This is a genomic window from Subtercola boreus, from assembly GCF_003399625.1.
Lineage (GTDB): Bacteria > Actinomycetota > Actinomycetes > Actinomycetales > Microbacteriaceae > Subtercola > Subtercola boreus_C.
Map to the genome: position 1 here is coordinate 31,161 of NZ_NBXA01000026.1, position 21,454 is coordinate 52,614.

A 21,454-nucleotide genomic window follows, 5' to 3' on the forward strand; every position below is an offset into this window, starting at 1 on the left:
CCCGCGCCGTCGAACGCCGAAGGGACGCAGACTGCCGGAAAGCCGAGGCTTTGAGGCAGTCTGCGTCCCTTCGGCCGACTACTTCTGCGCTCTGGTGCGGGAGATCTCGTAGAGCGTCACGGAGGCGGCGATACCGGCGTTCAGCGACTCGGTCGCCGCACTGATCGGGATCGACACGATGGCATCGCACGTCTCGGTGACGAGCCGCGAGAGACCCTTGCCCTCACTGCCCACCACGATCACGATGGGGCCGTGCGCGAGTTCGAGGTCGGGGAGCGCCATGTCTCCCCCGCCGTCGAGCCCGATCACGAACGCGCCCTTCGCCTTCAACGACTTCAGCGACTGCGTCAGGTTCGGGGCCATGGCGACGGGTGTGCGGGCGGCAGCGCCGGCCGACGTCTTCCACGCCGACGCGGTGAGGCTCACCGAGCGACGGGCTGGAACGATGACACCCTGGCCGCCGAAGGCAGCGGTCGAGCGGATGATCGCCCCGAGGTTGCGCGGATCCGTGATGCCGTCGAGCGCCACCAGCAGCGGTACCTCCTTGCGGGCGACGATCTGGTCGTACAGGTCGTCGGGGTGGGCATATTCGTACGGCGGCACCTTGAGCGCGACGCCCTGGTGCACCGAGTCGAACCCGGCGAGGCGGTCGAGCTCCGGCCGCATCACTTCGAGGATCGGGATCTGGCGGGAGGTCGCGAGCTGCAGCAGCTCCTTCACGCGCTCGTCGTACTCGATGCGCGTGGCGATGTAGAGCGCGGTGGCGGGGATCTTCGCGCGGAGAGCCTCGACCACGGAGTTGCGGCCGGTCACCACCTCGCTCTCCTCACCGCGGCTGAGCGGGCGACGCTGGGGACGCGCCGGCTCCTGCGGGCCGCCACGGCTCGCGCCGGAGACGGCGCCCCGGGCAGACCCGTTGCGGGCGGCAGGGCCACCCCGACCCGCGATCTTCGGCTCGTTCGTGCGCCTCTCGGGCGCGGGCTTGGCCTTGCCGCCGGCAGCGGCATAGCGCTCCTTGGCGGCCTTCGCCTTTCCCGCGGGATGGTACGGGCGATCCTCTGCCTTGGGCGTGGGCTTCTTCCCCTCGAGGGCCTGGCGGCCCTGGCCGCCCGATCCGACGGCCGGCCCTCTGCTGGTGCGCCGGACGGCGCCGGGGCGGCCGGGCTTCTTGCCTGAACTAGCCATCAAAACTCCAATGTGCACCCGTTGAGGTGTCTTCTATCGTGATACCGGCCTGCCCCAGCTCGTCGCGGATGCGATCGGCGGTGGCGAAGTCGCGGGCCTTGCGTGCGGTCTGTCGGTCGTCGAGCAGCCGCTCGACGAGAGCTTTGAGTGCGGTGCCGGTGGAACTCGTCTCGGCGCTCGCCCAAGCGGGGTCGTGCGGGTTGATACCGAGGATGCTCGTCATGGCGAGCACGAGCCCGAGCAGCCTCGCCGCCTCACTGAAGTCTTCGGCGTCGAGAGCGGTGTTGCCGTCGCGCACAGCCTCGTGCAGCACGCCGAGCGCCTGGGGCACGCCGAGGTCGTCATCCATCGCCGAGCGGAACTCAGGCGGAACGACCTCGACGGTCGACGACGCGAAGCGGGTGCCCTCGAGTCGCCGCACGGCACGGTCGAGAAAGCCCTCGATGCGGCCGAGAGCGGCCTCCGCCTCGGCGAGCGAGCCGTCCTGGTATTCGAGGTTCGAGCGGTAGTGCGCCGAGCCCAGGTAGTAGCGCACGACCAGCGGGCGCGCCGCGGCGAGCAGGTCGGCGGCGTACACCGAGTTGCCGAGCGACTTCGACATCTTCTGGCCGTTCACCGAGACCAGCCCGTTGTGCAGCCAGTAGTTCGCGAACGCGTCACCCGCGGCCCGCGACTGGGCGAGCTCGTTCTCGTGGTGCGGGAAGCGCAGGTCGAGACCGCCGCCGTGGATGTCGAACTGCGTGCCGAGGTAGCGCGTGCTCATCGCCGAGCACTCGATGTGCCAGCCGGGCCGGCCGGCACCCCAGGGGCTCTGCCACGTCGCCGTGGCGGGCTCGCCTTCTTTGTGACCCTTCCAGAGGGCGAAGTCGCGTACGTCGTGCTTGCCCCGCGGATCCGAGTCCTCGGCCGAGGCCATGTCGGCGAGCTTCTGGTGCGTCAGCTCGCCGTACGACGGCCACGACACCGTGTCGAAGTAGACGTCGCCCGAGCCGTCTTCTGCGGCATAGGCGTGCCCGGCATCCACGAGCCTCCGGATGATCTCCTGCATCTCGGGGATGCTGGCGGTCGCGCGGGGTTCGTAGGTGGGTGGCAGGATGCCGATCGTGTTGTAGGCCGCCGTGAACTCCAGCTCGGTGCGGTAGGCGAGGGCCCACCACGGTTCACCCGACTCTGCGGCGTTGACCAGCACCTTGTCGTCGATGTCCGTGACGTTCCTGACAAGGGTGACGTCGAGCCCGGAGTGGTTGAGCCAGCGACGCAACTGGTCGTAAGCGAGAGCCGAACGCAGGTGACCGATGTGCGGCGAGGACTGCACCGTCGGCCCGCAGACATAGACGCCGGCGCGCCCCGGCACCAGGGGCTCGAAGTCCCTGAGGGTGCGTGCTTGGGAGTCGTAGAGGCGAAGAGTCACTGCGCTAGTTTACGAGGGTCTGCCGCTACGTTACGCGGGGTACACCAGCGCGGTGGCGATCGCGACCACTCCCTCGCTCCGCCCGGTGAAGCCGAGGCCGTCGGTGGTGGTCGCCGAGATGCTCACCGGAGCACCGAGGATGCCCGCCAGCACGCCCTCGGCCTCGAGGCGCCGGGCGGCGAAACGCGGGCGGTTGGCGATGAGCTGCACGGCGACGTTCCCCACCCGGAGCCCGGCGACCGTGAGCATCCGGAGCGTCTCGGTGAGGAACACCTCGCCGCGGGCACCGGAGAAGCGGGGATCGTCGGTTCCGAAGGTGCTCCCGATGTCGCCGAGCCCGCCGGCTGAGAGCAGGGCGTCGCAGATCGCGTGCGCCACCGCATCTCCGTCGCTGTGGCCCGAGAGTCCCTGCTCTGCCGGCCAGAGCAGGCCGGCGAGCCAGAGAGGCTGCTCATCGGCTGCCGGTGCGAAGGCGTGCGAATCGACGCCCACCCCGGTGCGCGGAAGCACCAGCCCGGGGGCCGGCTGCAGCTCCTGTTCGGCGCGCCGCAGATCCCAGGCGGTGGTGATCTTGAACGCGAGCGGGTCGCCGTGGATGATCGTCACCGGGTAACCCGCCTCAGCGACGAGTGCTGCGTCGTCGGTCGCATCGTGCCCGGCCTGGGCGTAGGCACGTTCGAGCTGGTCACGCGGGAAGCCCTGCGGAGTCTGCACCGCACTCAGTTCTGCTCGGTCGACCGTCTCGAGTGCGAGGCCGAACGGATCTGTGCGCTTGATTGTGTCGCTCACCGGCAGGCCGGGCACCGCTGCCCGGCCGGATGCCCCGACAGCGTCGATGACGGCCTCGAACTGGGCCACCGGGGTGAGCGCGCGAGCGGCGTCGTGCACGAGCACGGTCTGCACCGATCCAGCCAGCACGGCGAGACCGCGCGCAACGGACTCCTGGCGGGTCTGCCCGCCCGCCACCACAGTGAGGTACGCGGATGCCGCGCCGGCGACATGCGTTCCGATCTGTTGCGCTTCGCCCACCCGGTCGGCGGGGGCGACGATCACGACCTGGGTCTCGGCGCCCAGCGCGAAGATCGGGTCGAGGGAGCGGGAGAGGATCGTTCGTCCGGCCAGCGAGACGAAAGCCTTCGCCTGACCGTGGCCGAGACGGGTGCCGCTGCCTGCCGCGACGACGATGACGGCGACAAGGGGCTGTGCGGAGCTGTTCACCTTCCCCAGCCTAGGGTCAGGAGCGGGCGGGCCGGGGGCCGGGCTCAGGAAGCCAGCACCTCGTCGAGCATCAGGGAGGCCCGCTCCTCGTCGGTCTTCTCGGCGAGCGCCAGCTCGGAGACGAGGATCTGGCGGGCTTTGGCGAGCATGCTCTTCTCCCCCGCCGACAGCCCCTTGTCGTTGTCGCGGCGCCACAGGTCGCGAACCACCTCGCTGACCCTGATGACGTCGCCCGAGGCGAGCTTCTCGCCGTTCGCCTTGAACCGGCGCGACCAGTTGGTGGGTTCTTCGGTGAACGGGGTGCGGAGCACCTCGAACACACGGTCGACACCGTCGTGTCCGATCACGTCGCGAACGCCCACAAGCTCGACGTTCTGGGCCGGCACCTTGATGACCAGGTCGCCCTGGTTGACCTTCAGGGTGAGGTAGACCCGCTCCTCGCCCTTGATGGTGCGCTTCGTCACCTCCGTGATCGTCGCCGCGCCGTGATGGGGATAGACAACTGTCTCGCCGACCTCGAAGAGCATGGGAATCCGTCCTTTCCAGACGGACAATTTACCACAGGGGGTGCGTGACGCCCCGGGTCGACGAACCCCCCAAGCGACACGGGCCGGGCTCGCCGGTACGCTAAACTCAGCAGGGTTCACCGCCCGATTTCGCTTGTGTGATGACGGCGAACGGGTACTTCTGGAGGGTTTTTGTGAGAACACGCTACGCGGCATCCATTCTCGTCGCCGCACTCGTCGGCGTCAGCGCGACGGGCTGCGCCTTCATCACCCCCCAGGCGACGACGTCGATCGGCCAGGTCACCGACGGTGTCGACGGCAGCGTGTCGCCCGATCTCAAGATCCGGAACGCCACGCTGATCAGCGACGACAAGACCTCGGCCAGCCTGATCGTGTCACTGGTGAACACCGGCGACGAAGACCACCAAGTCGTCGTGCAGTACGAGGACAGCACGGGCAGGAGCGTCGACGCTGTCGCGCTGGTCGGTGCCCGCAGCACGCTCACCGTCGGCGGAAGCACCGACCAGAGGCTCGTGTTCGAGAACGTCGACCTCACGGTCGGCCAGCTCTTCCCCATCTTCTTCCAGTACGGCAGCCAGACCGGCACGAAGCTGCTCGTTCCCGTGCTCTCGAGCGACTGGGAGCAGTTCGACGGGCTCGAGCCGACCGCAACGCCGACACCCACGCCGACCGCCACCGCGGTTCCGCTGCCGGCGCCCACGTCGACCTCCACGCCCGCGCCTGAGGCGACCGTCACCCCGACGCCCGCGCCGTAGGGCGCCGCCAGCTACGCCTCGAAGCGGTAGCCGAGCCCCCGAACGGTCACCAGCAGCACAGGCTCCGACGGGGCCGTCTCGATCTTCGAGCGGATGCGCTTGATGTGCACGTCGAGCGTCTTGGTGTCCCCGAAGTAGTCCGATCCCCAGACGCGGTCGATCAACTGGCCGCGGGTCAGCACGCGGCCGGCGTTCCGCAGCAGCATCTCGAGGAGCTCGAACTCCTTGAGCGGCATGGGCGTGTCACGGCCGTTCACAGCGACAGTGTGCCGTTCGACATCCATCCGCACCGGTCCGGCCTCCAGCACCGGCTCACCCAGCTCGTCCGACTCGCTGCGGCGACGCATGACGGCACGGATGCGCGCCAGAAGCTCCCTCGACGAGTACGGCTTCGTGACGTAGTCGTCGGCCCCGAGCTCGAGCCCCACCACGATGTCGATCTCGCTGTCTTTGGCGGTGAGCATGATGATCGGCACCTGCGACTTCGTGCGGATCTCGCGGCACACCTCGGTGCCCGGGATGCCGGGGATCATCAGGTCGAGCAGCACCAGCTCGACACCGCCCCTGTTGAACTCGGCGATGGCGTTCGGGCCGTCGGCCGCAACCGTGACGGCATAGCCCTCGCGCTGCAGCAGGTAGGCGAGAGGTTCGCTGAGCGCGATCTCGTCTTCGACCAAGAGGATCTGGATCACTGTGGTTCTCCTAACGAGGCTGTCGCGGAATGTGACGCCGCAGGCAGCCGGATGGTGAATGTCGACCCGAGACCGGGCTGGGACCAGACGCGGGTGTCGCCGCCGTGGTTCTCGATGACGTGTTTGACGATGCTGAGGCCGAGGCCGGTGCCGCCGGTGTTGCGGGAGCGGGCCTGGTCGACGCGGAAGAACCGTTCGAACACGCGGCCGAGATCCTCTTCGGGGATGCCGATCCCCTGGTCGGTGACCGCGATCTCGACGACGCCCTCGTTCAGGCGCACCCCCACGCCGACCCGCGTACCCGACTGGGAGTACTGCACGGCGTTCGCGATCAGGTTGTGGAGGGCGAGCACGAGCAGCCCCTCGTCCCCGTAGACCTGGGTGCCGTGCTCGCCGCCGCTCACGATCGTAACGTTGTGCGTGTCGAGTTGCACGTGGTTCTGGTCGATGGCACTCGCGACGATCGAGTCGACGTCGAGCAGGGTCGCATCGGTGAGCACGTCAGCCGCCTGCAGGCGCGAGAGTTCGATGATCTCGCGGGTGATGCGGCCGAGGCGGTGCGCCTCCGTCTCCATCCGCTTCGCGAACCGGCGCACCTGCTCCGGGTCGTCCGCCGCGGGTTCGAGCGCCTCCGCGAGCAGCGAGATCGCGCCGATCGGCGTCTTCAGTTCGTGGCTGATATTGGCGATGAAGTCTCGCCGCACCTCTTCGAGGCGATGGGCCTCGGTGCGGTCATCCGCCAGCAGCAAGAGATAGCGGCTGCCGAGGCGCGCGACCCGCACGAGGAGGTGGATGGTCGCGTCGCCGAACGGGCCCCGGGCAAGGCTCAGGTCACGGGACGCCGGAACACCGGTGCGCCTGACGGAGTCGACCATACTGATGAGCTCCGGATGCACGAGGGTCTGGTTCCACACGAGGCCGAACGCCAGCGCGGCCGGCGACACCTTCACCACGTTGTTCGAGGCATCGAGCACCACGCCGGCCGACTCGATCGCGTCGATGACCTGGTCGACCCCATCCGGAACGGACGGATCGACGATGGTGGCGGCATGGTCGCCTCGCCTCGCAGCAGCGAAGAGAACGAAGACGAAACCCGAGCCGACGGTGAGGCCGAGTGCCACAGAGAGCAGCACCAACAAGCCTGAATCCATAACGACTACACTAATGACTCCGGTGGCAGGCGTTCGTTCCGAAGTCTCGCCAAGGGCAGCAGGTCGCACGAAGTTCAACGGATGGGCACCATCCGTTAACCTCGGGTCGGCAGAATGGCGTCGTCGGTTCTGGCCACTCTTGGTGGTCAGCCGTCACTGTTCGGTGCGACCGCGCCAGATCACAGCGAAGCACCGCAGAAAGGTTCGAACACATGCGCGAGGTTTTCCAGCAGGAACTCCGTGAAGTCCAGGAGCGACTGGTCGAGATCAGCAGGCTCGTGGTCGTCGCGATCACCAACGCCACCACCGCGTTCAACGAGTCGGACGTTGCCCTGGCAGAGCAGGTCATCGCCCAGGACTCCAAGATCGACGCTCTCGCGTCGGATCTCGATGAACTCGCGATCAGCATCATGGCGCTGCAGCAGCCGGTCGCCCGCGACCTCCGAATCGTCGTGAGCGCTCTGCGCATGAGCGCCTCGCTCGAGCGGATGGGCGACATCGCCGAGCACATCGCCCAGCTCGCTCGTTACCGCTACCCCGACAAGGTCGCCAAGGACAGCCTGCTCGGCGTGTTCAGCGAGATGGGCGCCCTCGACGTGGAGGTGGCCGAGATGCTCAGCCGCCTGATCGAGACCGAGGACCTGGCGCTGGCCGACGACATCCGCGACAAGGACGACCGGATCGACGAACTGCACCTCAGCGTCTTCGAGGCCGTCCTCAGCGAGACCTGGGCGGGCACCTCGGTGAACACGGTCGACGTCACGCTGGCGTCGCGCTACCACGAGCGCTTCGCCGACCACGCGGTCAGCATCGCGAAGAAGGTCAAGTACCTCGCGACCGGTGAGTGGACCGGTTCGGGCGTGCGCTGAGCCTCCCCTGCACAAGAAGAAGCCCCGGGCCTTTCGGCACCGGGGCTTCTTCTGTTCTCGGTGAGTCTTGACTTATTTCTTGGCACCCTGTGCGGCGACGGCTGCGGCACCGGCGGCGGCGGCCTCCGGGTCGAGGTAGACGGCCGGCTCGACAGGCACGAAGTTCTCATCGAGCTTGTACACGAGCGGGATGCCGGTGGGGATGTTGAGCTCGGCGATGTCGTCGTCCGAGATGGTGTCGAGGTGCTTCACCAGGGCCCGCAGCGAGTTGCCGTGCGCCGTGACCAGCACGGTCCTGCCCGCTGCGAGATCCACCGTGATGTCGCTGAACCAGTAGGGCAGCATCCGGTCGACGACGTCCTTCAGGCATTCGGTGCGGGGCACGGCGTCGCCGAGGTCGGCGTAGCGCGGGTCGCCCACCTGCGAGAACTCGTCGTCATCGGCGATGGGGGGCGGCGGCACGTCGTACGAGCGGCGCCAGGTCTGGAACTGCTCGGGGCCGTACTCGGCAAGGGTCTGCGCCTTGTCCTTGCCCTGCAGGGCGCCGTAGTGACGCTCGTTGAGGCGCCAGGATCTCTTCACGTCGATCCAGAGGCGACCGGCCACGCCGAGGGCGAGGTTGGCGGTGTCGATCGCGCGCACGAGCCGCGAGGTGTAGAGCACGTCGGGCGCGAGGCCGGACTCGGCCAGCAGTTCGCCCGCACGCTTCGCCTCGCCGACACCCTGCTCGCTCAACCCCACGTCGACCCAGCCGGTGAAGAGGTTCTTCTGGTTCCAGTCGCTGTTACCGTGGCGCAGCAGGATCAAGGTGTAGGGCTCAGTCATGGAATTAGTCTAGAACCATGCCCATCGGCGAGATCACGCGTGGAACCACCAACACGAACCGCCTGCGCCGCGTCGACCGGTGGATCGGGGCGCTTCCTGCCCTCCGCGCCGCGACGTCGCCCCTGGTCGTCGACCTCGGCTACGGTGCCAGCGGCGTGACGGCCTTCGAGCTGCAGCGGCGCCTTGCGCGGGTGCGGCCCGAGGTGGAGGTGGTGGGGCTCGAGATCTCGCCCTCACGTGTCTCGACGGCGATGGCGCAGCTGGCCGCGGTGCGGGCCGGTACAGCTGGCTCGGGTTTCGCTCCCGACGCGCGGGTCACGTTTGCGCTCGGTGGTTTCGAGGTGCCTCTGCCGGGCGGGCGCGGGGCCACGGTCATCCGGGCGTTCAATGTGCTGCGTCAGTATGACGAGGCGGAGGTGGCCGCGGCCTGGCACCGGATGACCGGGCGGCTCTCTCCCGGGGGTGTGCTCGTGGAGGGAACCTGCGACGAGATCGGCCGGGTGTCGAGCTGGGTGGCGCTGGATGCGCGAGGCCCGGTTTCGTTCACGCTCTCGCTCCGTCTCACGGGACTCGAACGGCCGTCGATCGTGGCGGAGCGTCTGCCGAAGGTGCTGATCCACCGGAATGTGGAGGGTGAGAGCATCCACTCGCTGCTACTCGCGCTCGACCGCGCCTGGCAGCACAATGCGCCGCTCTCGGTGTACGGGCCGCGTCAGCGCTGGGTGGCGGCTGTCGGCGCCCTCGCCGCGGAGGGGTGGCCCGTGCTGGGGCCGGCCGCGCGCTGGCGCCTCGGCGAGCTGACGCTGCCCTGGGCATCCGTCGCGCCCCGCGGCTTCGCCTGGGCCTGAGACGGGCGGTACGGACGGGGATGTCGGGGGGGGTCAGAGAGCGGGAAGGGCCGCGCGGGCCTCGTCGGGGCTCAGGCCCGTGGCCGTGAGGAGATCCATCACGAGGGGGCGGAGCTCCATCACGACCGAACCCTCTGCCACGCTCGAGCCGGGGACGAGCAGCCCGGGGTCGAGGCGCACGGCGACGAGGATCAGGTTCTGGCGCACGAGCGGCAGAACGAATGGGTCGTCGAGGCTCTGCACAAGCAGGTTCACCGCGCTGGTGAGACCGTTCAGGAGGTCTGCCAGCTCGTTCCGCGGGCGGCCGTCCCGCATGACAACCCCGAGACGCCTGGTCACCACCCGGAGGTCCCGAAGCGCGAGATCGACCCCGCCCAGCATCACGTTCTGGCGCTGGAGTTCGGGCAGGCGTCGCCGGAGGAACGGCGAGATCTTCGCAATTCCGATGGCCGAGTCGAGGGAGACCCGCCACTGGTCCATCAGCGGCTGCGTCGAGCGCGCGAGGTCGAGCACCGAACCGATGTCGCTCGCGTCGCCCCGCCGGAGCTCCTCGACCAGGCGCTCGACGATGCGCGAGAAGGTGCCGAGGAGCCTCTTCGCGTCGGCGTGGGCGACCCGGCGGGCATCCCGGGGAACCAGCGCCGTGAGCAGCAGCGCGACCACTCCCCCGATGATGCCGTCGACCGAGCGCGTGAACGGGCCGCTCGCCGCCACCGGGAGGATCGCGACCAACGCCGACTGCGACGCCGCGATGATCGCGAACCCCGGCGCGGGCGAGAAGAACCGCGCCGCGAAGAGGGTGATCACGACGCTCAGCGCGAGCTGCCACACACCCTGCCCGGCCGTCAGCAGGATGACCTCGCTGAGCGTGATGCCGAGCGTCACCCCGATCGCGGTCTCGAGCACGCGCAGAGGCCGGGCATCCCGCACGAAGCCCAGGCTCGAGAGCGTGACGGTGGCGGCCGTCACCGGCGTGAGGTGCCCGAACAGATAGTAGGCGATGGCGTACGACACCACGACAGCGATGACGAGCTGCACGATCGGGAGCGCCGACCCGGCTGAGCGGTTCGCGCCGGCCCGCGCGAGCACCCGGGCCCGGTCAGCCCAGCGCCGTCGAGATCGACTCATGCGGGGTGGGGTCAGCGCCGCACGGCGCCGAGGCGCGGCAGGCGCGGGATGCGGCCCACAGCCGCGCCGGCCTCGGGGGGCACGATGACCTCCTGGGTGGCGGCTACGAGGATGCCTTCGCTCCGCACGGCGAGGGCGGCGTCGACGGGGGTGCTGCGGCGCACGATCGCCAGGGCGATCGGGCCGAGCTCGAAGTGCAGGGCGCTGGCTGTGACCTGGCCGACGGCGGCGGTGGCCGCGCCGGTGGCCGGGTCGACTCCACCCTGAGGGGCTTCTGCGTCCTGCACCAGGACCTCGTCGCCCGGAGACGGCAGCACCGCGTCGGAGCCGTCGAGGTGCAGCATCACCAGGCGGCGGGGTGGATGCCCGAGGTTGTGCACCTTGGCGACGGTCTCCTGGCCGCGGTAGCAGCCCTTGCTGAGGTGCACAGCGGAGCGGATCCAGTCGACCTCGTGCGGGATCAGCCTTTCATCGGCCTCGGTGCTGAAGCGGGGGCGCCAAGCCGCGATGCGGAGGGCCTCGAACGCCAGCAGTCCGGCGACCTCGAGCTCGCCGCGGCGGGCGGCATCGACGACGGCGACCAGTGAGGAGCGCGCCACCAGCGACTCGCGCCACGGAAAGTCGGCACCCGGATGCTCGTCGATGTCGGCGTACTGGTGGCCGCCGGCCACCACCTCCGTCCACGGATCGATCCAGGTGAGCGCGACGTCGTTCGGGGTGGCGACGAACGCCTCGATCGCGGCGACGGAGGTGACCCCGTCGCCGGTGCCACTCTGCGTGAGAGCAGCATCGGCCCCGGGCATCCAGCCGACCGTCGCGAACTCGTCGCTGCGGTCGGCGACCTCCACCCGCAGCATGAAACGCATGCGGTCGAGCCACGCCGCGAGCGGAGCGGCCTCGGGCCCGTCCACGAGCAGCCACGCCGTGACGCCGTCGTCGAACACGCGGATGGCGTGCTCGACGCGGCCGGACGGGTCGAGCAGCAGGGTCTCGGCCGAATCTCCGGGCGTGAGGCGTTTCAGCGCCTGGCTGGTCACCGAGTCGAGCCAGCTGAGGCGGTCGGGGCCGGTGACCGAGATGACCCCGCGCGAGGAGAGGTCGACGATTGCGCCGCCGACGAGCATCCGCTGCTCGCGGAGCGGGTTGCCGTAGTGCGACGCGACGCCGGCGTCTTCACCGGATGCCTCGACGGCGCCCGGGAGGCTGAGGAACGGTGACGGGGTCATGAGGTGCCGATCTGTCGGGGGGTGGCCGGCATCGGAGCGGGTGTTGGTCAGGTGGGGCGGCTGACGGGAGCCGGGAGGAGGCGAGGGGCAGTGGAGCCTGGAGGCGGTGGAGCTCAGTCCGTCTTGGCGAGGCGGGCCGAGGCGTGCGTGCGGAGATCCTGCCCGAGGGCGGCGATGTCCCAGGCCCAGAGCAGGTGTCCGCCGACCAGGCCGTAGATGCGTGTGGCCGCCGTGTACTCCTTGGCCGAGTGCGAGCGCATCACGGCGTCGGTGGCCAGGTCGATGCGGGCCGCCTTGACCTGGCCGATGTAGAGCTCGTCGACACCTCCGGGATGCAGGAGCGAGACTTCGATGTCGAAGCCGTCGTCGGCGTTCCGCAGGGTCTCGACCGATTCGGTCGTGGCGTACGGACGGGGATCGGCGCCCGGCAGCATCCCGGGGCCCGGATCGCCCTCGACCGACGGGCGCGACAGGCGCCAGTAGCCCATCTCGGTGACGAGCGGAGTGAGCTTGTCGTCGAGCAGCCAGGCATACGAACTGTAGTTGAGGTAGGGCAGGCCGTCATTGCTGAAACTGACGCGCTGGCCGAACTCGTGCGACACTTTCTCGTCACCGATGGTGTAGTCGATGACCCCGGTGCCCTCCCAGACCCCGATCAGCCAGGACAGGGGGACGATCTCGGCGGGCAGGCCGGTGGGGATCTCGATCACGGGGCGCCGAGCGGTCAGCGCTGGCCGCGGAACAGCCTCAGGATGACCACGATCGAGGTGAAGGCGATGCCGACACCGGCAAGACCGAGCAACCCGAGGTAGAAGATTTCGAGGGGCACATAGTTCATACCCCCGATTCTATTGGCTAAAAGCCCAGCACGAGCGTCGCCACAGCGAGAATGACCACCGAACCGGCGATGCTCGCGGAGCACCGGTCGACAAATCCCTCGGGCCGGGACAGACCGAGCTGGACGACGAACGTCAGGATGACCACCCCGCCGAGGATCACCGCGAGAAAGACGAGGTGGGAGGCCGGATCAGCCAGCACGCCGGTGAGGACCGCCCCGACGAGTGCGAGCAGCCAGACGGGGGCGGCACTTTTCACGAGGAGGCTCATCAGGCCATTCTGCCCGATGCCACAGGCTCCGAGGTCGAGCCGCTAGTATTGCCCTAAGCAATATCTGGAGGATCTCTGTGGCGCAGTTGTTGATCCTGACCTCTGCGGTCGACAAGGAGGTGCTGCCCGCGCTCTCCCTCCTGAGCCATCGCACCCGGCAGATCCCGGCTGAGGCCGCACAGTTGGTGAACACCCCCAACTGCGATTTGATCTTCATCGATGCCCGGCGCGACCTCGCCAGCGCGCGGTCGCTCTGCAAGATCCTGAAGACCACGGGCATCGGCGTGCCCATCGTGCTGATCCTCACCGAAGGTGGGCTGACAGCGGTGAGCGCCGAGTGGGGCGCCGCCGATGTGCTGCTCGAGTCGGCCGGCCCGGCCGAGGTCGACACGCGCATCCGGCTCGCCATCGGCCGCCAGGTACAGGAGCAGTCGTCGTCGAAGATCCAGGCCTCCGGCGTCGTGATCGACGAGGCCAGCTACTCGGCCCGCGTGCATGGCCGACCGCTCGATCTCACCTTCAAGGAGTTCGAGCTGCTGCGCTTCTTCGCCCTCAACCCGTCGAGGGTCTTCACCCGCGAGCAGCTGCTCAGCGAGGTCTGGGGCTACGACTACTTCGGTGGCACCCGCACCGTCGACGTGCACGTCAGGCGCCTCCGCGCCAAGCTCGGCGACCTCGAATCCCTGATCGGCACCGTGCGGAACGTCGGCTACCGGTTCAACTTCTTCGAAGACGAGAATGAGCGCCTCGCCCAGGCTCGAAACGCTTGACCCCTCCGACGCGGCGTCGATCGCCGCGGTGGAGGACCTGCTCGAGCGCGCCGGCGAGGTGGATGGCCAGCCGGCCTTCAACGACCAGACCCGCCTGGAGCTGAAGTCGGGCACCACCCACGTGGTTCTCGCCCGCGACGAAGGCCGCCTGGTCGGGGCCGGAGCGGTGGCCGACGACACCCTCGAACTGGTCGTCGACCCGGATGCCCGGGGCCACGGTGTCGGCGGCGCGCTGGTCGAGCACGTGCTGACGTCGCGCACGGGCTCGCTGCTGCTGCGTGTACTGGAGCCGTTCGTGGGGGCGTTCCCGGCCCCGACCCTCGCCTGGGCGCACGGCGACCACCCGGCCGCGCGCCGCCTCGCCGAGCAGCACGGCTTCGAACCGGTTCGGAGGCTGCTGCAGCTGCGGATGCCGCTGGCCGCTGCCCCGGATGCCCCCACCCCCGAATCGGCGCCCGGGATCACCTTCGACAGCTTCGACGCGGCGCGCGACAGCACCCCGTGGGTCGCCCTGAACGCGCGGGTGTTCGCCGGTCATCCGGAGCAGGGAAGACTGACCGAGGCCGACCTCGCCGCCCGCCGCGCCGAGCCGTGGTTCGACGCCGAGGACTTCCTCCTCGCACGGGACGACGACGGTGTCATGGTCGGCTACAACTGGCTGAAGGTCGAGCCCGCAGACCCGAGCGGCGAGCGCCTCGGCGAGATCTACGTGATCGGTGTCGACAGCGCCCACGCGGGCCACGGGCTCGGTCGGGCCCTGATGCGAAAGGGTCTACGCCGTCTCGCGGAACGCGGATGCACGGTGGCAGCCCTCTACGTGGAGGAGGACAACGGCCCTGCCGTCCCGCTCTACCGCAGTCTCGGTTTCGCCGATCACACGGTCGATGTGCAGTACGCGAAGCACTGACTGCTGCCACGACCCCGTTCACCTCTCGTTTACCCTCGTCCGAGCCGCGCGAGTGACATGATGAGTGAATGGATGACGACAACTTCACCCTCGACGCCGGCGTGGGTGCAGACTACCTCGACGACGACTTCGAGCTCATCGAGGACCCCAACGATCCCGCCCTTCCCGAGGGCCGCTACCTCGACCGCGAGCTGAGCTGGCTCGCGTTCAACCGCCGGGTGCTGGAGCTCGCCGAAGACCCGACTCTGCCGGTGATCGAACGGGCGAACTTCCTCGCGATCTTCGCGTCGAACCTCGACGAGTTCTTCATGGTGCGGGTTGCCGGGCTGAAGCGCCGCATCGTCACCGGCCTCGCGGTTCCGACGAACATCGGGCGCGGCCCGCAAGACGTGCTGAACGACATCTCCGTCGCCGTGCACGAACTCCAGTCGCGGCACGCTGCGGCCTACCAGGAGCTCGTGAAGCCGGCACTGGATGACGCGGGCATCCACATCGTGCAGTGGGAGTCGCTCGGCCAGTCCGATCGCGACCGTCTCACCGAGGTGTTCAGCGACGAGATCTTCCCCGTCCTGATGCCGCTCGCCGTCGACCCCGCGCATCCGTTCCCCTACATCTCCGGACTCTCTCTGAACCTCTCTGTGCGAGTGCGCAACCCGAAGAGCGACCGCCAGGAGTTCGCCCGCCTGAAGGTGCCGCAGGTGCTGCCGCGGTTCGTGCGCGTCGACCCGAAGGAACGCACGAGGGACGTGCGTTTCATCAGCCTCGAAGACCTGATGGCGAATCACCTCGGCCACCTCTTCCCGGGCATGGAGGTGCTCGAACACCACGTGTTCCGCGTCACCCGCAACGAAGACGTCGAGATCGAGGAGGACGAGACCGAGAACCTCATCCAGGCCCTCGAGAAGGAGCTGCTGAAGCGGCGCTTCGGTCCGCCGATCCGGCTCGAGATCACTGAGGAGATGGATGACGTGACCCTCGGTCTCATCGTGCGGGAGCTCGACGTGACCGAGCAGGAGGTGTATCGCCTCGCAGGGCCGCTCGATCTCGGCGGGCTCTTCGAGTTGAGCAAGATCGACCGCCCCGACCTGAAGTACCCCAAGCACGTGCCGACGACGAACGTCTACCTGCTGCCACCCGAACCGAACGCCCGGCCCGACATCTTCAAGGCGATCGCCCGGCAGGACATCCTGGTGCACCACCCGTACGAGTCGTTCGCGACCAGCGTGCAGGCCTTCCTGGAGCAGGCCGCAGCCGATCCCGACGTGCTGGCGATCAAGCAGACGCTCTACCGCACCTCGGGCGACAGCCCGATCGTCGAGGCCCTCATCGACGCGGCCGAGGCCGGCAAGCAGGTGCTCGCGCTCGTGGAGATCAAGGCGCGCTTCGACGAGCAGAACAACATCTCCTGGGCCCGCAAGCTCGAGAAGGCCGGCGTTCACGTCGTCTACGGCCTCGTGGGTCTGAAGACGCACTGCAAGCTCGCACTCGTGGTGCGCCGCGAGAAGGGCAAGCTGAAGCACTACAGCCACATCGGAACCGGTAACTACAACCCGAAGACCTCGCGCATCTACGAGGACTTCGGCCTGTTCACCGCCGACGACCAGGTGGGCAAGGATCTGACCCGGCTCTTCAACGAGCTGAGCGGTTACGCCATCGAGAAGAAGTTCAAGCGCCTTCTCGTGGCACCGCTCCACCTCCGGAAGGGGCTGCTCAAGCGCATCGCCCAGGAGGCGACGAACGCGCAGAACGGCCTGCCCTCCGGCATCAAAATCAAACTGAACTCGATCGTCGACGAAGCCATCATCGACGGGCTCTACCGGGCCAGCCAGGCCGGCGTGCCGATCGACATCTGGGTTCGCGGCATCTGCGCGATCAAACCCGGCGTGCCGGGGCTCAGCGAGAACATCCGGGTGCGCTCGACCCTCGGGCGATACCTGGAGCACTCGCGCATCTTCTGTTTCGAGAACGGCGGCGACCGCCAGGTCTACATCGGATCGAGCGACATGATGCACCGGAACCTCGATCGCCGCGTCGAAGCGCTGGTGCGCCTCGTTGCACCGGATCACCTCAAGGAGATCGCCGCGATGTTCGAGCTGGCGATGTCGGACACGGTCACCTCCTGGTGGCTCGACGGCGACGGCGGCTGGACGCGGCACACACTGAAGGACGACGGCGAGAAGCTGATCGACCTGCAGGACCGCCTGATGTACCTCACCTCCCGTCGCAAACGCCCGAGCATCCTCCGGTGACCGTCTACGCTGCCGGCGCCGTCTGTTGGCGCCTCGACGGTGACAGGGTGCGGGTGCTGGTGATCCATCGCACGCTGCGGAACGACATCTCCCTGCCCAAGGGCAAGGTCGAACCCGGCGAGACCCTTCCCGAGACGGCGGTTCGCGAAGTCCTCGAGGAGACCGGGCTCGCCATCGATCTCGGGGTGCCGCTCGGCGTCACCAGTTACACGATGCCGAACAACCGCGACAAGGTCGTGTACTACTGGGCAGCGGAGGTTCCCGCCGGGCTCTACGCCACGGCGGAGTTCCAGCCGAACGAGGAGGTGGCCGCGCTCGAGTGGCTCTCGCTCCGCAAGGCGAAGAAGATGCTGACCTACGAACGCGACGTCGAAGTGCTCGAACGCTTCCAGTTGCTCGTCGACCAGGGTGTGTCCCGCACGTTCGCGCTGATCGCCCTCCGGCATGCGAAGACGATTCCGGGTTCCGAGTTCGACGGGCCCGACACCGACAGGCCGCTCACCCACCGGGGCCGCACCGAGGCGAACGTGATCGTTCCCGCGCTCAGCGCCTTCGGTCCGGATGTGGTGATCTCGAGCGACGCCAGACGCTGCCTCGAGACGGTGACCCCGTTCTCCGAGGCCGCCGAGGTGCGCGTGCGGAGCACCCACCTGATCAGCCAGGACGCCTTCGAGGACGGCACCAGCGACGTGCGGCGGGTGGTCGCCAAGCGGGTGCGCAAACTCCGAAGCGCCATCCTCTGCGCCCATGGACCGGTACTGCCCGAGATCGTGCGGGAGGTGGGCCTCGCGGCCGGTGGCACCCGCCAGGCGTCGCTCGCCCGCGCGGGTGACCTTCCCGTCGCCGGGTTCTCGGTGCTCCATCTCTCGCTCGATTCGCCGGGATCGGGCATCATCGCCATCGAGACACACGTTCCGCAACTGGGCTGACCGGACATCCGCCAGCCTGACGCTGCTGTCCACCTTTTGTTCACCTCCCGTTCACCCTGCGGGGGCGTCGTGGTTACGGCGGCCCCGTACCTTCGACAAGGGCCTGCACCGGCCCCATCAGCGTCTGCACCCGAATCACTTCCGCGGCGCTGGAGGACTACCCCAATTGAAGGGAACACAGTGAAGTTCAAGAATGTGGCCGCGACAGGAGCTGTCTTCATGGCAGCCGCACTCGCGCTCTCCGCCTGCTCGTCGAGCAGCACCGGCACCGCGAGCACCTCCGCAGCGACAGGCGCAGCCAGCGCTGCAGCCACCTCGGCTCCCCTCGACGCCAGCCTGACCGGCACGATCACCGCCGGTGGCTCCAGCGCCCAGGCCAACGCCGAGACCGCCTGGATCACCGCCTACAACGCCCAGGTCAAGGGCGTCACCGTCAACTACGACAAGTCGCAGGGCTCCGGCGGCGGCGTCACCAACTGGCTCGCCGGAAGCTACGACTTCGCCGGCAGCGACTCCCCCCTGAAGCCCGACCAGGTCACCGCAGCCGCGGCCCAGTGCGGCGCCGGTGGAGCCCTCAACCTCCCCGTCTACCTCGACGGCGTGGCGATCATCTACAAGCTCGACGGTGTCACCAAGCTGAACCTGTCGACCGAGACCATCGCGAAGATCTTCTCGCTCGCGATCACCACCTGGAACGACCCGGCCATCGTCGCCGACAACCCCGGTGTGACCCTCCCCGCGACGCCCATCACCACCGTCGCCCGCTCTGACGGCTCCGGCACCACGCAGACCTTCACCAACTTCCTGAGCCAGGCCGCACCGTCGACCTGGACCTTCCCGGCCAGCAACGCGTGGCCCGTCACCGGCAACGTATCGTCGCAGAAGGGCGGCTCGGGCGTCGTCCAGGCCGTCGGCGCCGGCAGCGGAACCATCGGTTACGCCGACCACAGCGCGATCGGTGATGCCACCGCCGCGACGATCAACAAGGTCGAGTTCAGCCAGGATGCCGCCACCGCAGCCTTCGCAGCAGCAGCCACCACCGTTCCCACCGGAACCGGCGACCTGTCGCAGAAGATCGACTACTCCAAGCTGACCGGTGCCGACGTGTACCCGATCCCGCTGGTCTCGTACCAGATCGTCTGCACCACGTTCAAGGACGCCAAGCAGGCCGAGCTGGCCAAGTCGTTCATCGGCTTCGTCGCCTCGAGCGTCGGCCAGAAGGTCGCGGCGAAGAACGCCGGTTCCGCACCCATCCCCGACGCCACGCTGACCGAGGTTCTCGCCTCGCTGGCCACCGTCAAATAAGTCACCCAACCGCCGTCAGATCTCTCGAGAAAGAACGCTGTGAGCGACAAGATCTCAGTTCAATCTGCTCCCCCGAGCTCAGCCGGCGGTTCCGGTTCGACCAGCACCAAGACCCCGGGAGGCAGCCCGCAGAACGCGGCTGCCTCCCGGGGCGGTACCCGGGTTCGCCCGGGTGACTTCATCTTCCGCTTCCTGAGCACCGGCTCTGCCGTGCTCATCATGATCATCCTGGCGGGCGTCGCTCTCTTCCTGATCATCTCCGCCATTCCGGCCATCACCGCCGACTGGGGATCGAACGACCAGCTCAACACCGGCCCGACGGCCGCCTTCCCGAACTTCTGGGCCTATGTCGGCCCGCTGATCTGGGGAACGCTCTGGTCGGCTGCGATCGCGCTGCTGTTCGGCGCCCCCATCGGCATCGGCATCGCCCTCTTCATCTCGCACTACGCCCCCCGCCGCCTCGCGTCGGTTCTCGGCTACCTGGTGGATCTGCTGGCTGCCGTGCCGTCTATCGTCTTCGGGCTCTGGGGCATCATCGTCATCCGCCCCTTCCTGATCCCGCTCTCCGACTGGCTGGGCGCGAACCTCGGCTGGATCCCCATCTTCGGCGGCCCCGTCACCACCACCGGCTCGACCATCCTCGCCGGCGCCCTGGTGCTGGCCGTCATGATCCTGCCGATCATCACCTCGATCTCCCGGGAGATCTTCCTGCAGACCCCGCGCCTGCACGAAGAGGCTGCCCTCGCCCTCGGCGCGACGCGCTGGGAGATGATCCGGATGTCCGTCTTCCCCTACGCCAAGTCGGGAATCGTCAGCGCCACCCTCCTCGGCCTCGGCCGCGCACTCGGCGAGACGATGGCCATCGCGCTGATCATCTCGCCCGCCATCCTGGTCTCGGTGAAGCTGATCACCGAGGGCCAGAACTCGCAGACGATCGCGGCGAACATCGCCCTGAACTTCCCCATCGCGACCACTCTGCAGCGGGACGCCCTGATCGGCACGGGCCTCATGCTGTTCGTGATCTCACTGGTGGTCAACTCGATCGCCCGCATCATCGTCAACGGCAAGCCGCTCGGTCGGAAGAAGAAGTCCACGCCTGCCGGTCCTCGCACACCGGGCCCGCTCAGCCGCGTTCCCGCCGGCGACTTCGCATCGGCGACCGCGCTCGATGTGGTCTCCGGATCGTCCCGCGCCGGCAAGCCCGGTGACGAAGGCCCCACCCCCGAAGAAGACATCGAAGGAGCGAGATATTGACCGCCCTCAGCCAGCGCACGAAGCCCACCGGACCGGTCGGCAACTCGCTGACCACAGGCCAGCTGCCCCGCTTCGCCGAGCTCTATGTGCTCGCGGGCAGTGCGGTCGTCAGCGGCCTCCTGCTGCTGCTCGCAGGCTTCAACGTCGTCGGGTGGCTCGTGCTCACCGCGATCGTCTACCTGATCGCCCTCAGCATCCTCTCCCTCGTCGTCGAGAACCGCCGGAAGGCCACCGACCGCCTCGTGCGGGGGCTGGTGACCGTCGCCTTCCTTCTGGCGCTCATTCCGCTCGTCTCGACACTGTCGACCGTGGTCATCCAGGGTGCCGGAGAACTCAGCTGGAGCTTCATCACCCAGACCGGCGCCTCGACTTTCGACCCCGACACCCTCGAGGTCAAGCAGACGCCCGGCGCGTTGCAGGCCATCGTCGGAACGCTGATCATCACCGGAATCGCCGCACTGATCTCGATCCCGATCGGCCTCTTCACCTCGATCTACCTCGTCGAGTACGCACTGCCGAAGCAGTGGCTCGCCCGAACGGTGACGTTCCTTGTCGACGTCATGACGGGCATCCCGTCGATCGTCGCCGGCCTGTTCGCGTTCTCGCTCTTCTCGATCCTCGTCGGCCCCAAGGCCTTCAGCGGGTTCTCCGCCTCCGTCGCGCTCTCGGTGCTGATGATTCCCACCGTCGTTCGTGCCTGCGAGGAGATGCTGCGCCTCGTGCCCGGCGATCTCCGCGAGGCGTCGTATGCGCTCGGTGTGTCGAAGTTCGCGACGATCGTCAAGATCGTGCTGCCCACCGCGATCGCCGGCCTGATCACCGGCATCATGCTGGCCGTGGCCCGCGTCATCGGTGAGACCGCGCCCATCTTCCTTGCCGCGAGCTTCACCGACAACTTCAACTCGAACCCGTTCGACGGGCCGATGCAGACTCTGCCGGTGCTCGCGTACACCGGGTACGCCTTCCCGGGCTCCGACATCGCCGCATCGAACGCCTCTGCCTGGGGCGCAGCGCTGCTGCTGGTCATCCTCGTGGTCATCCTCAACCTCATCGCGCGCGTCATCGCGAAGATCTTCGCCCCCAAGGGCGCGCGCTAGA

The 21,454-nt window shown here is 68.3% G+C and carries 21 protein-coding genes; 10 read left to right on the plus strand and 11 right to left on the minus strand.

What is annotated here, in order from left to right; translation table 11 throughout:
• Window positions 1-78: 78 nt before the first annotated feature.
• From rlmB to B7R21_RS13575, 4 genes are read right to left on the minus strand one after another with little or no spacing between them, the layout of a single operon-like run.
• Window positions 79-1,185, minus strand: coding sequence for a 23S rRNA (guanosine(2251)-2'-O)-methyltransferase RlmB (gene rlmB, locus B7R21_RS13560; RefSeq protein WP_116283789.1), 1,107 nt, complete (start codon window positions 1,183-1,185; stop codon window positions 79-81).
• Window positions 1,178-2,596, minus strand: coding sequence for a cysteine--tRNA ligase (gene cysS / locus B7R21_RS13565; protein WP_116283790.1), 1,419 nt, complete (start codon window positions 2,594-2,596; stop codon window positions 1,178-1,180). The genes rlmB and cysS overlap by 8 nt, the downstream gene beginning before the upstream one ends.
• A gap of 30 nt (window positions 2,597-2,626) precedes the next feature.
• Window positions 2,627-3,814: a 2-C-methyl-D-erythritol 4-phosphate cytidylyltransferase gene (ispD, locus tag B7R21_RS13570; RefSeq protein ID WP_116283791.1), complete on the minus strand. Its 1,188-nt coding sequence runs from the start codon at window positions 3,812-3,814 to the stop codon at window positions 2,627-2,629.
• 44 nt (window positions 3,815-3,858) lie between these two features.
• Window positions 3,859-4,341 carry a CarD family transcriptional regulator gene (locus B7R21_RS13575; RefSeq protein ID WP_116283792.1) on the minus strand — a complete coding sequence of 161 codons (483 nt, stop codon included), beginning with the start codon at window positions 4,339-4,341 and terminating at the stop codon, window positions 3,859-3,861.
• Window positions 4,342-4,514: 173 nt separating this feature from the next.
• Here B7R21_RS13575 and B7R21_RS13580 point away from each other — a divergent pair, with 173 nt between their 5' ends.
• Complete coding sequence (locus B7R21_RS13580; protein ID WP_116283793.1) at window positions 4,515-5,096, plus strand: hypothetical protein; 582 nt, start codon at window positions 4,515-4,517, stop codon at window positions 5,094-5,096.
• 11 nt (window positions 5,097-5,107) lie between these two features.
• Here the strand turns inward: B7R21_RS13580 and B7R21_RS13585 are convergent, their stop codons facing one another.
• A complete protein-coding gene (locus tag B7R21_RS13585) occupies window positions 5,108-5,788 on the minus strand; it encodes a response regulator transcription factor (RefSeq protein WP_116283794.1) in 681 nt (226 codons plus the stop codon).
• Window positions 5,785-6,939: a sensor histidine kinase gene (locus B7R21_RS13590; protein WP_116283795.1), complete on the minus strand. Its 1,155-nt coding sequence runs from the start codon at window positions 6,937-6,939 to the stop codon at window positions 5,785-5,787. Before B7R21_RS13590 ends, B7R21_RS13585 begins: the two co-directional genes overlap by 4 nt.
• A 212-nt stretch (window positions 6,940-7,151) precedes the next feature.
• Between B7R21_RS13590 and phoU the strand changes: the two genes are divergently transcribed.
• Window positions 7,152-7,808 carry a phosphate signaling complex protein PhoU gene (gene phoU / locus B7R21_RS13595; protein ID WP_116283796.1) on the plus strand — a complete coding sequence of 219 codons (657 nt, stop codon included), beginning with the start codon at window positions 7,152-7,154 and terminating at the stop codon, window positions 7,806-7,808.
• Between the two features lie 72 nt (window positions 7,809-7,880).
• On the opposite strand, the gene B7R21_RS13600 is transcribed toward phoU, so the two are convergent.
• Window positions 7,881-8,633, minus strand: coding sequence for a phosphoglyceromutase (locus B7R21_RS13600; RefSeq protein WP_116283797.1), 753 nt, complete (start codon window positions 8,631-8,633; stop codon window positions 7,881-7,883).
• Between the two features lie 17 nt (window positions 8,634-8,650).
• On the opposite strand from B7R21_RS13600, the gene B7R21_RS13605 reads away from it, so the two are divergent.
• Window positions 8,651-9,481 carry a class I SAM-dependent methyltransferase gene (locus tag B7R21_RS13605; protein WP_116283798.1) on the plus strand — a complete coding sequence of 277 codons (831 nt, stop codon included), beginning with the start codon at window positions 8,651-8,653 and terminating at the stop codon, window positions 9,479-9,481.
• A gap of 33 nt (window positions 9,482-9,514) precedes the next feature.
• Here B7R21_RS13605 and B7R21_RS13610 read toward each other — a convergent pair whose 3' ends face one another.
• The 4 genes from B7R21_RS13610 to B7R21_RS13625 form a co-directional block, all read right to left on the minus strand.
• Entirely contained in the window at window positions 9,515-10,609 is a 1,095-nt protein-coding gene (locus tag B7R21_RS13610) for an FUSC family protein (RefSeq protein WP_172592180.1), read from the minus strand.
• Between the two features lie 11 nt (window positions 10,610-10,620).
• Entirely contained in the window at window positions 10,621-11,835 is a 1,215-nt protein-coding gene (gene ygfZ, locus B7R21_RS13615; protein ID WP_116283800.1) for a CAF17-like 4Fe-4S cluster assembly/insertion protein YgfZ, read from the minus strand.
• 113 nt (window positions 11,836-11,948) lie between these two features.
• Entirely contained in the window at window positions 11,949-12,545 is a 597-nt protein-coding gene (locus B7R21_RS13620) for an FABP family protein (RefSeq protein WP_116283801.1), read from the minus strand.
• Window positions 12,546-12,690: 145 nt separating this feature from the next.
• On the minus strand, window positions 12,691-12,942 hold the full coding sequence (locus B7R21_RS13625) for a hypothetical protein (RefSeq protein ID WP_116283802.1): 252 nt from the start codon (window positions 12,940-12,942) through the stop codon (window positions 12,691-12,693).
• Between the two features lie 77 nt (window positions 12,943-13,019).
• Between B7R21_RS13625 and B7R21_RS13630 the strand changes: the two genes are divergently transcribed.
• From B7R21_RS13630 to pstA, 7 genes are all read left to right on the plus strand, one after another.
• Entirely contained in the window at window positions 13,020-13,712 is a 693-nt protein-coding gene (locus B7R21_RS13630; RefSeq protein WP_104242648.1) for a winged helix-turn-helix transcriptional regulator, read from the plus strand.
• Window positions 13,681-14,619 carry a mycothiol synthase gene (gene mshD / locus B7R21_RS13635; RefSeq protein WP_116283803.1) on the plus strand — a complete coding sequence of 313 codons (939 nt, stop codon included), beginning with the start codon at window positions 13,681-13,683 and terminating at the stop codon, window positions 14,617-14,619. The genes B7R21_RS13630 and mshD overlap by 32 nt, the downstream gene beginning before the upstream one ends.
• Window positions 14,620-14,687: 68 nt before the next feature.
• Window positions 14,688-16,868: an RNA degradosome polyphosphate kinase gene (locus B7R21_RS13640; protein WP_116283804.1), complete on the plus strand. Its 2,181-nt coding sequence runs from the start codon at window positions 14,688-14,690 to the stop codon at window positions 16,866-16,868.
• Window positions 16,865-17,797 (plus strand): NUDIX hydrolase, encoded by a 933-nt coding sequence (locus B7R21_RS13645; RefSeq protein WP_116283805.1) that lies wholly within the window; start codon window positions 16,865-16,867, stop codon window positions 17,795-17,797. Before B7R21_RS13640 ends, B7R21_RS13645 begins: the two co-directional genes overlap by 4 nt.
• A gap of 180 nt (window positions 17,798-17,977) precedes the next feature.
• Window positions 17,978-19,102, plus strand: a complete 1,125-nt coding sequence (locus B7R21_RS13650) for a phosphate ABC transporter substrate-binding protein PstS (protein ID WP_116283806.1) — start codon at window positions 17,978-17,980, stop codon at window positions 19,100-19,102.
• A gap of 180 nt (window positions 19,103-19,282) precedes the next feature.
• Entirely contained in the window at window positions 19,283-20,356 is a 1,074-nt protein-coding gene (gene pstC, locus B7R21_RS13655) for a phosphate ABC transporter permease subunit PstC (RefSeq protein WP_253259859.1), read from the plus strand.
• Entirely contained in the window at window positions 20,350-21,453 is a 1,104-nt protein-coding gene (pstA, locus tag B7R21_RS13660) for a phosphate ABC transporter permease PstA (protein ID WP_437184193.1), read from the plus strand. Before pstC ends, pstA begins: the two co-directional genes overlap by 7 nt.
• The last annotated feature ends 1 nt before the right edge of the window (window position 21,454 follow it).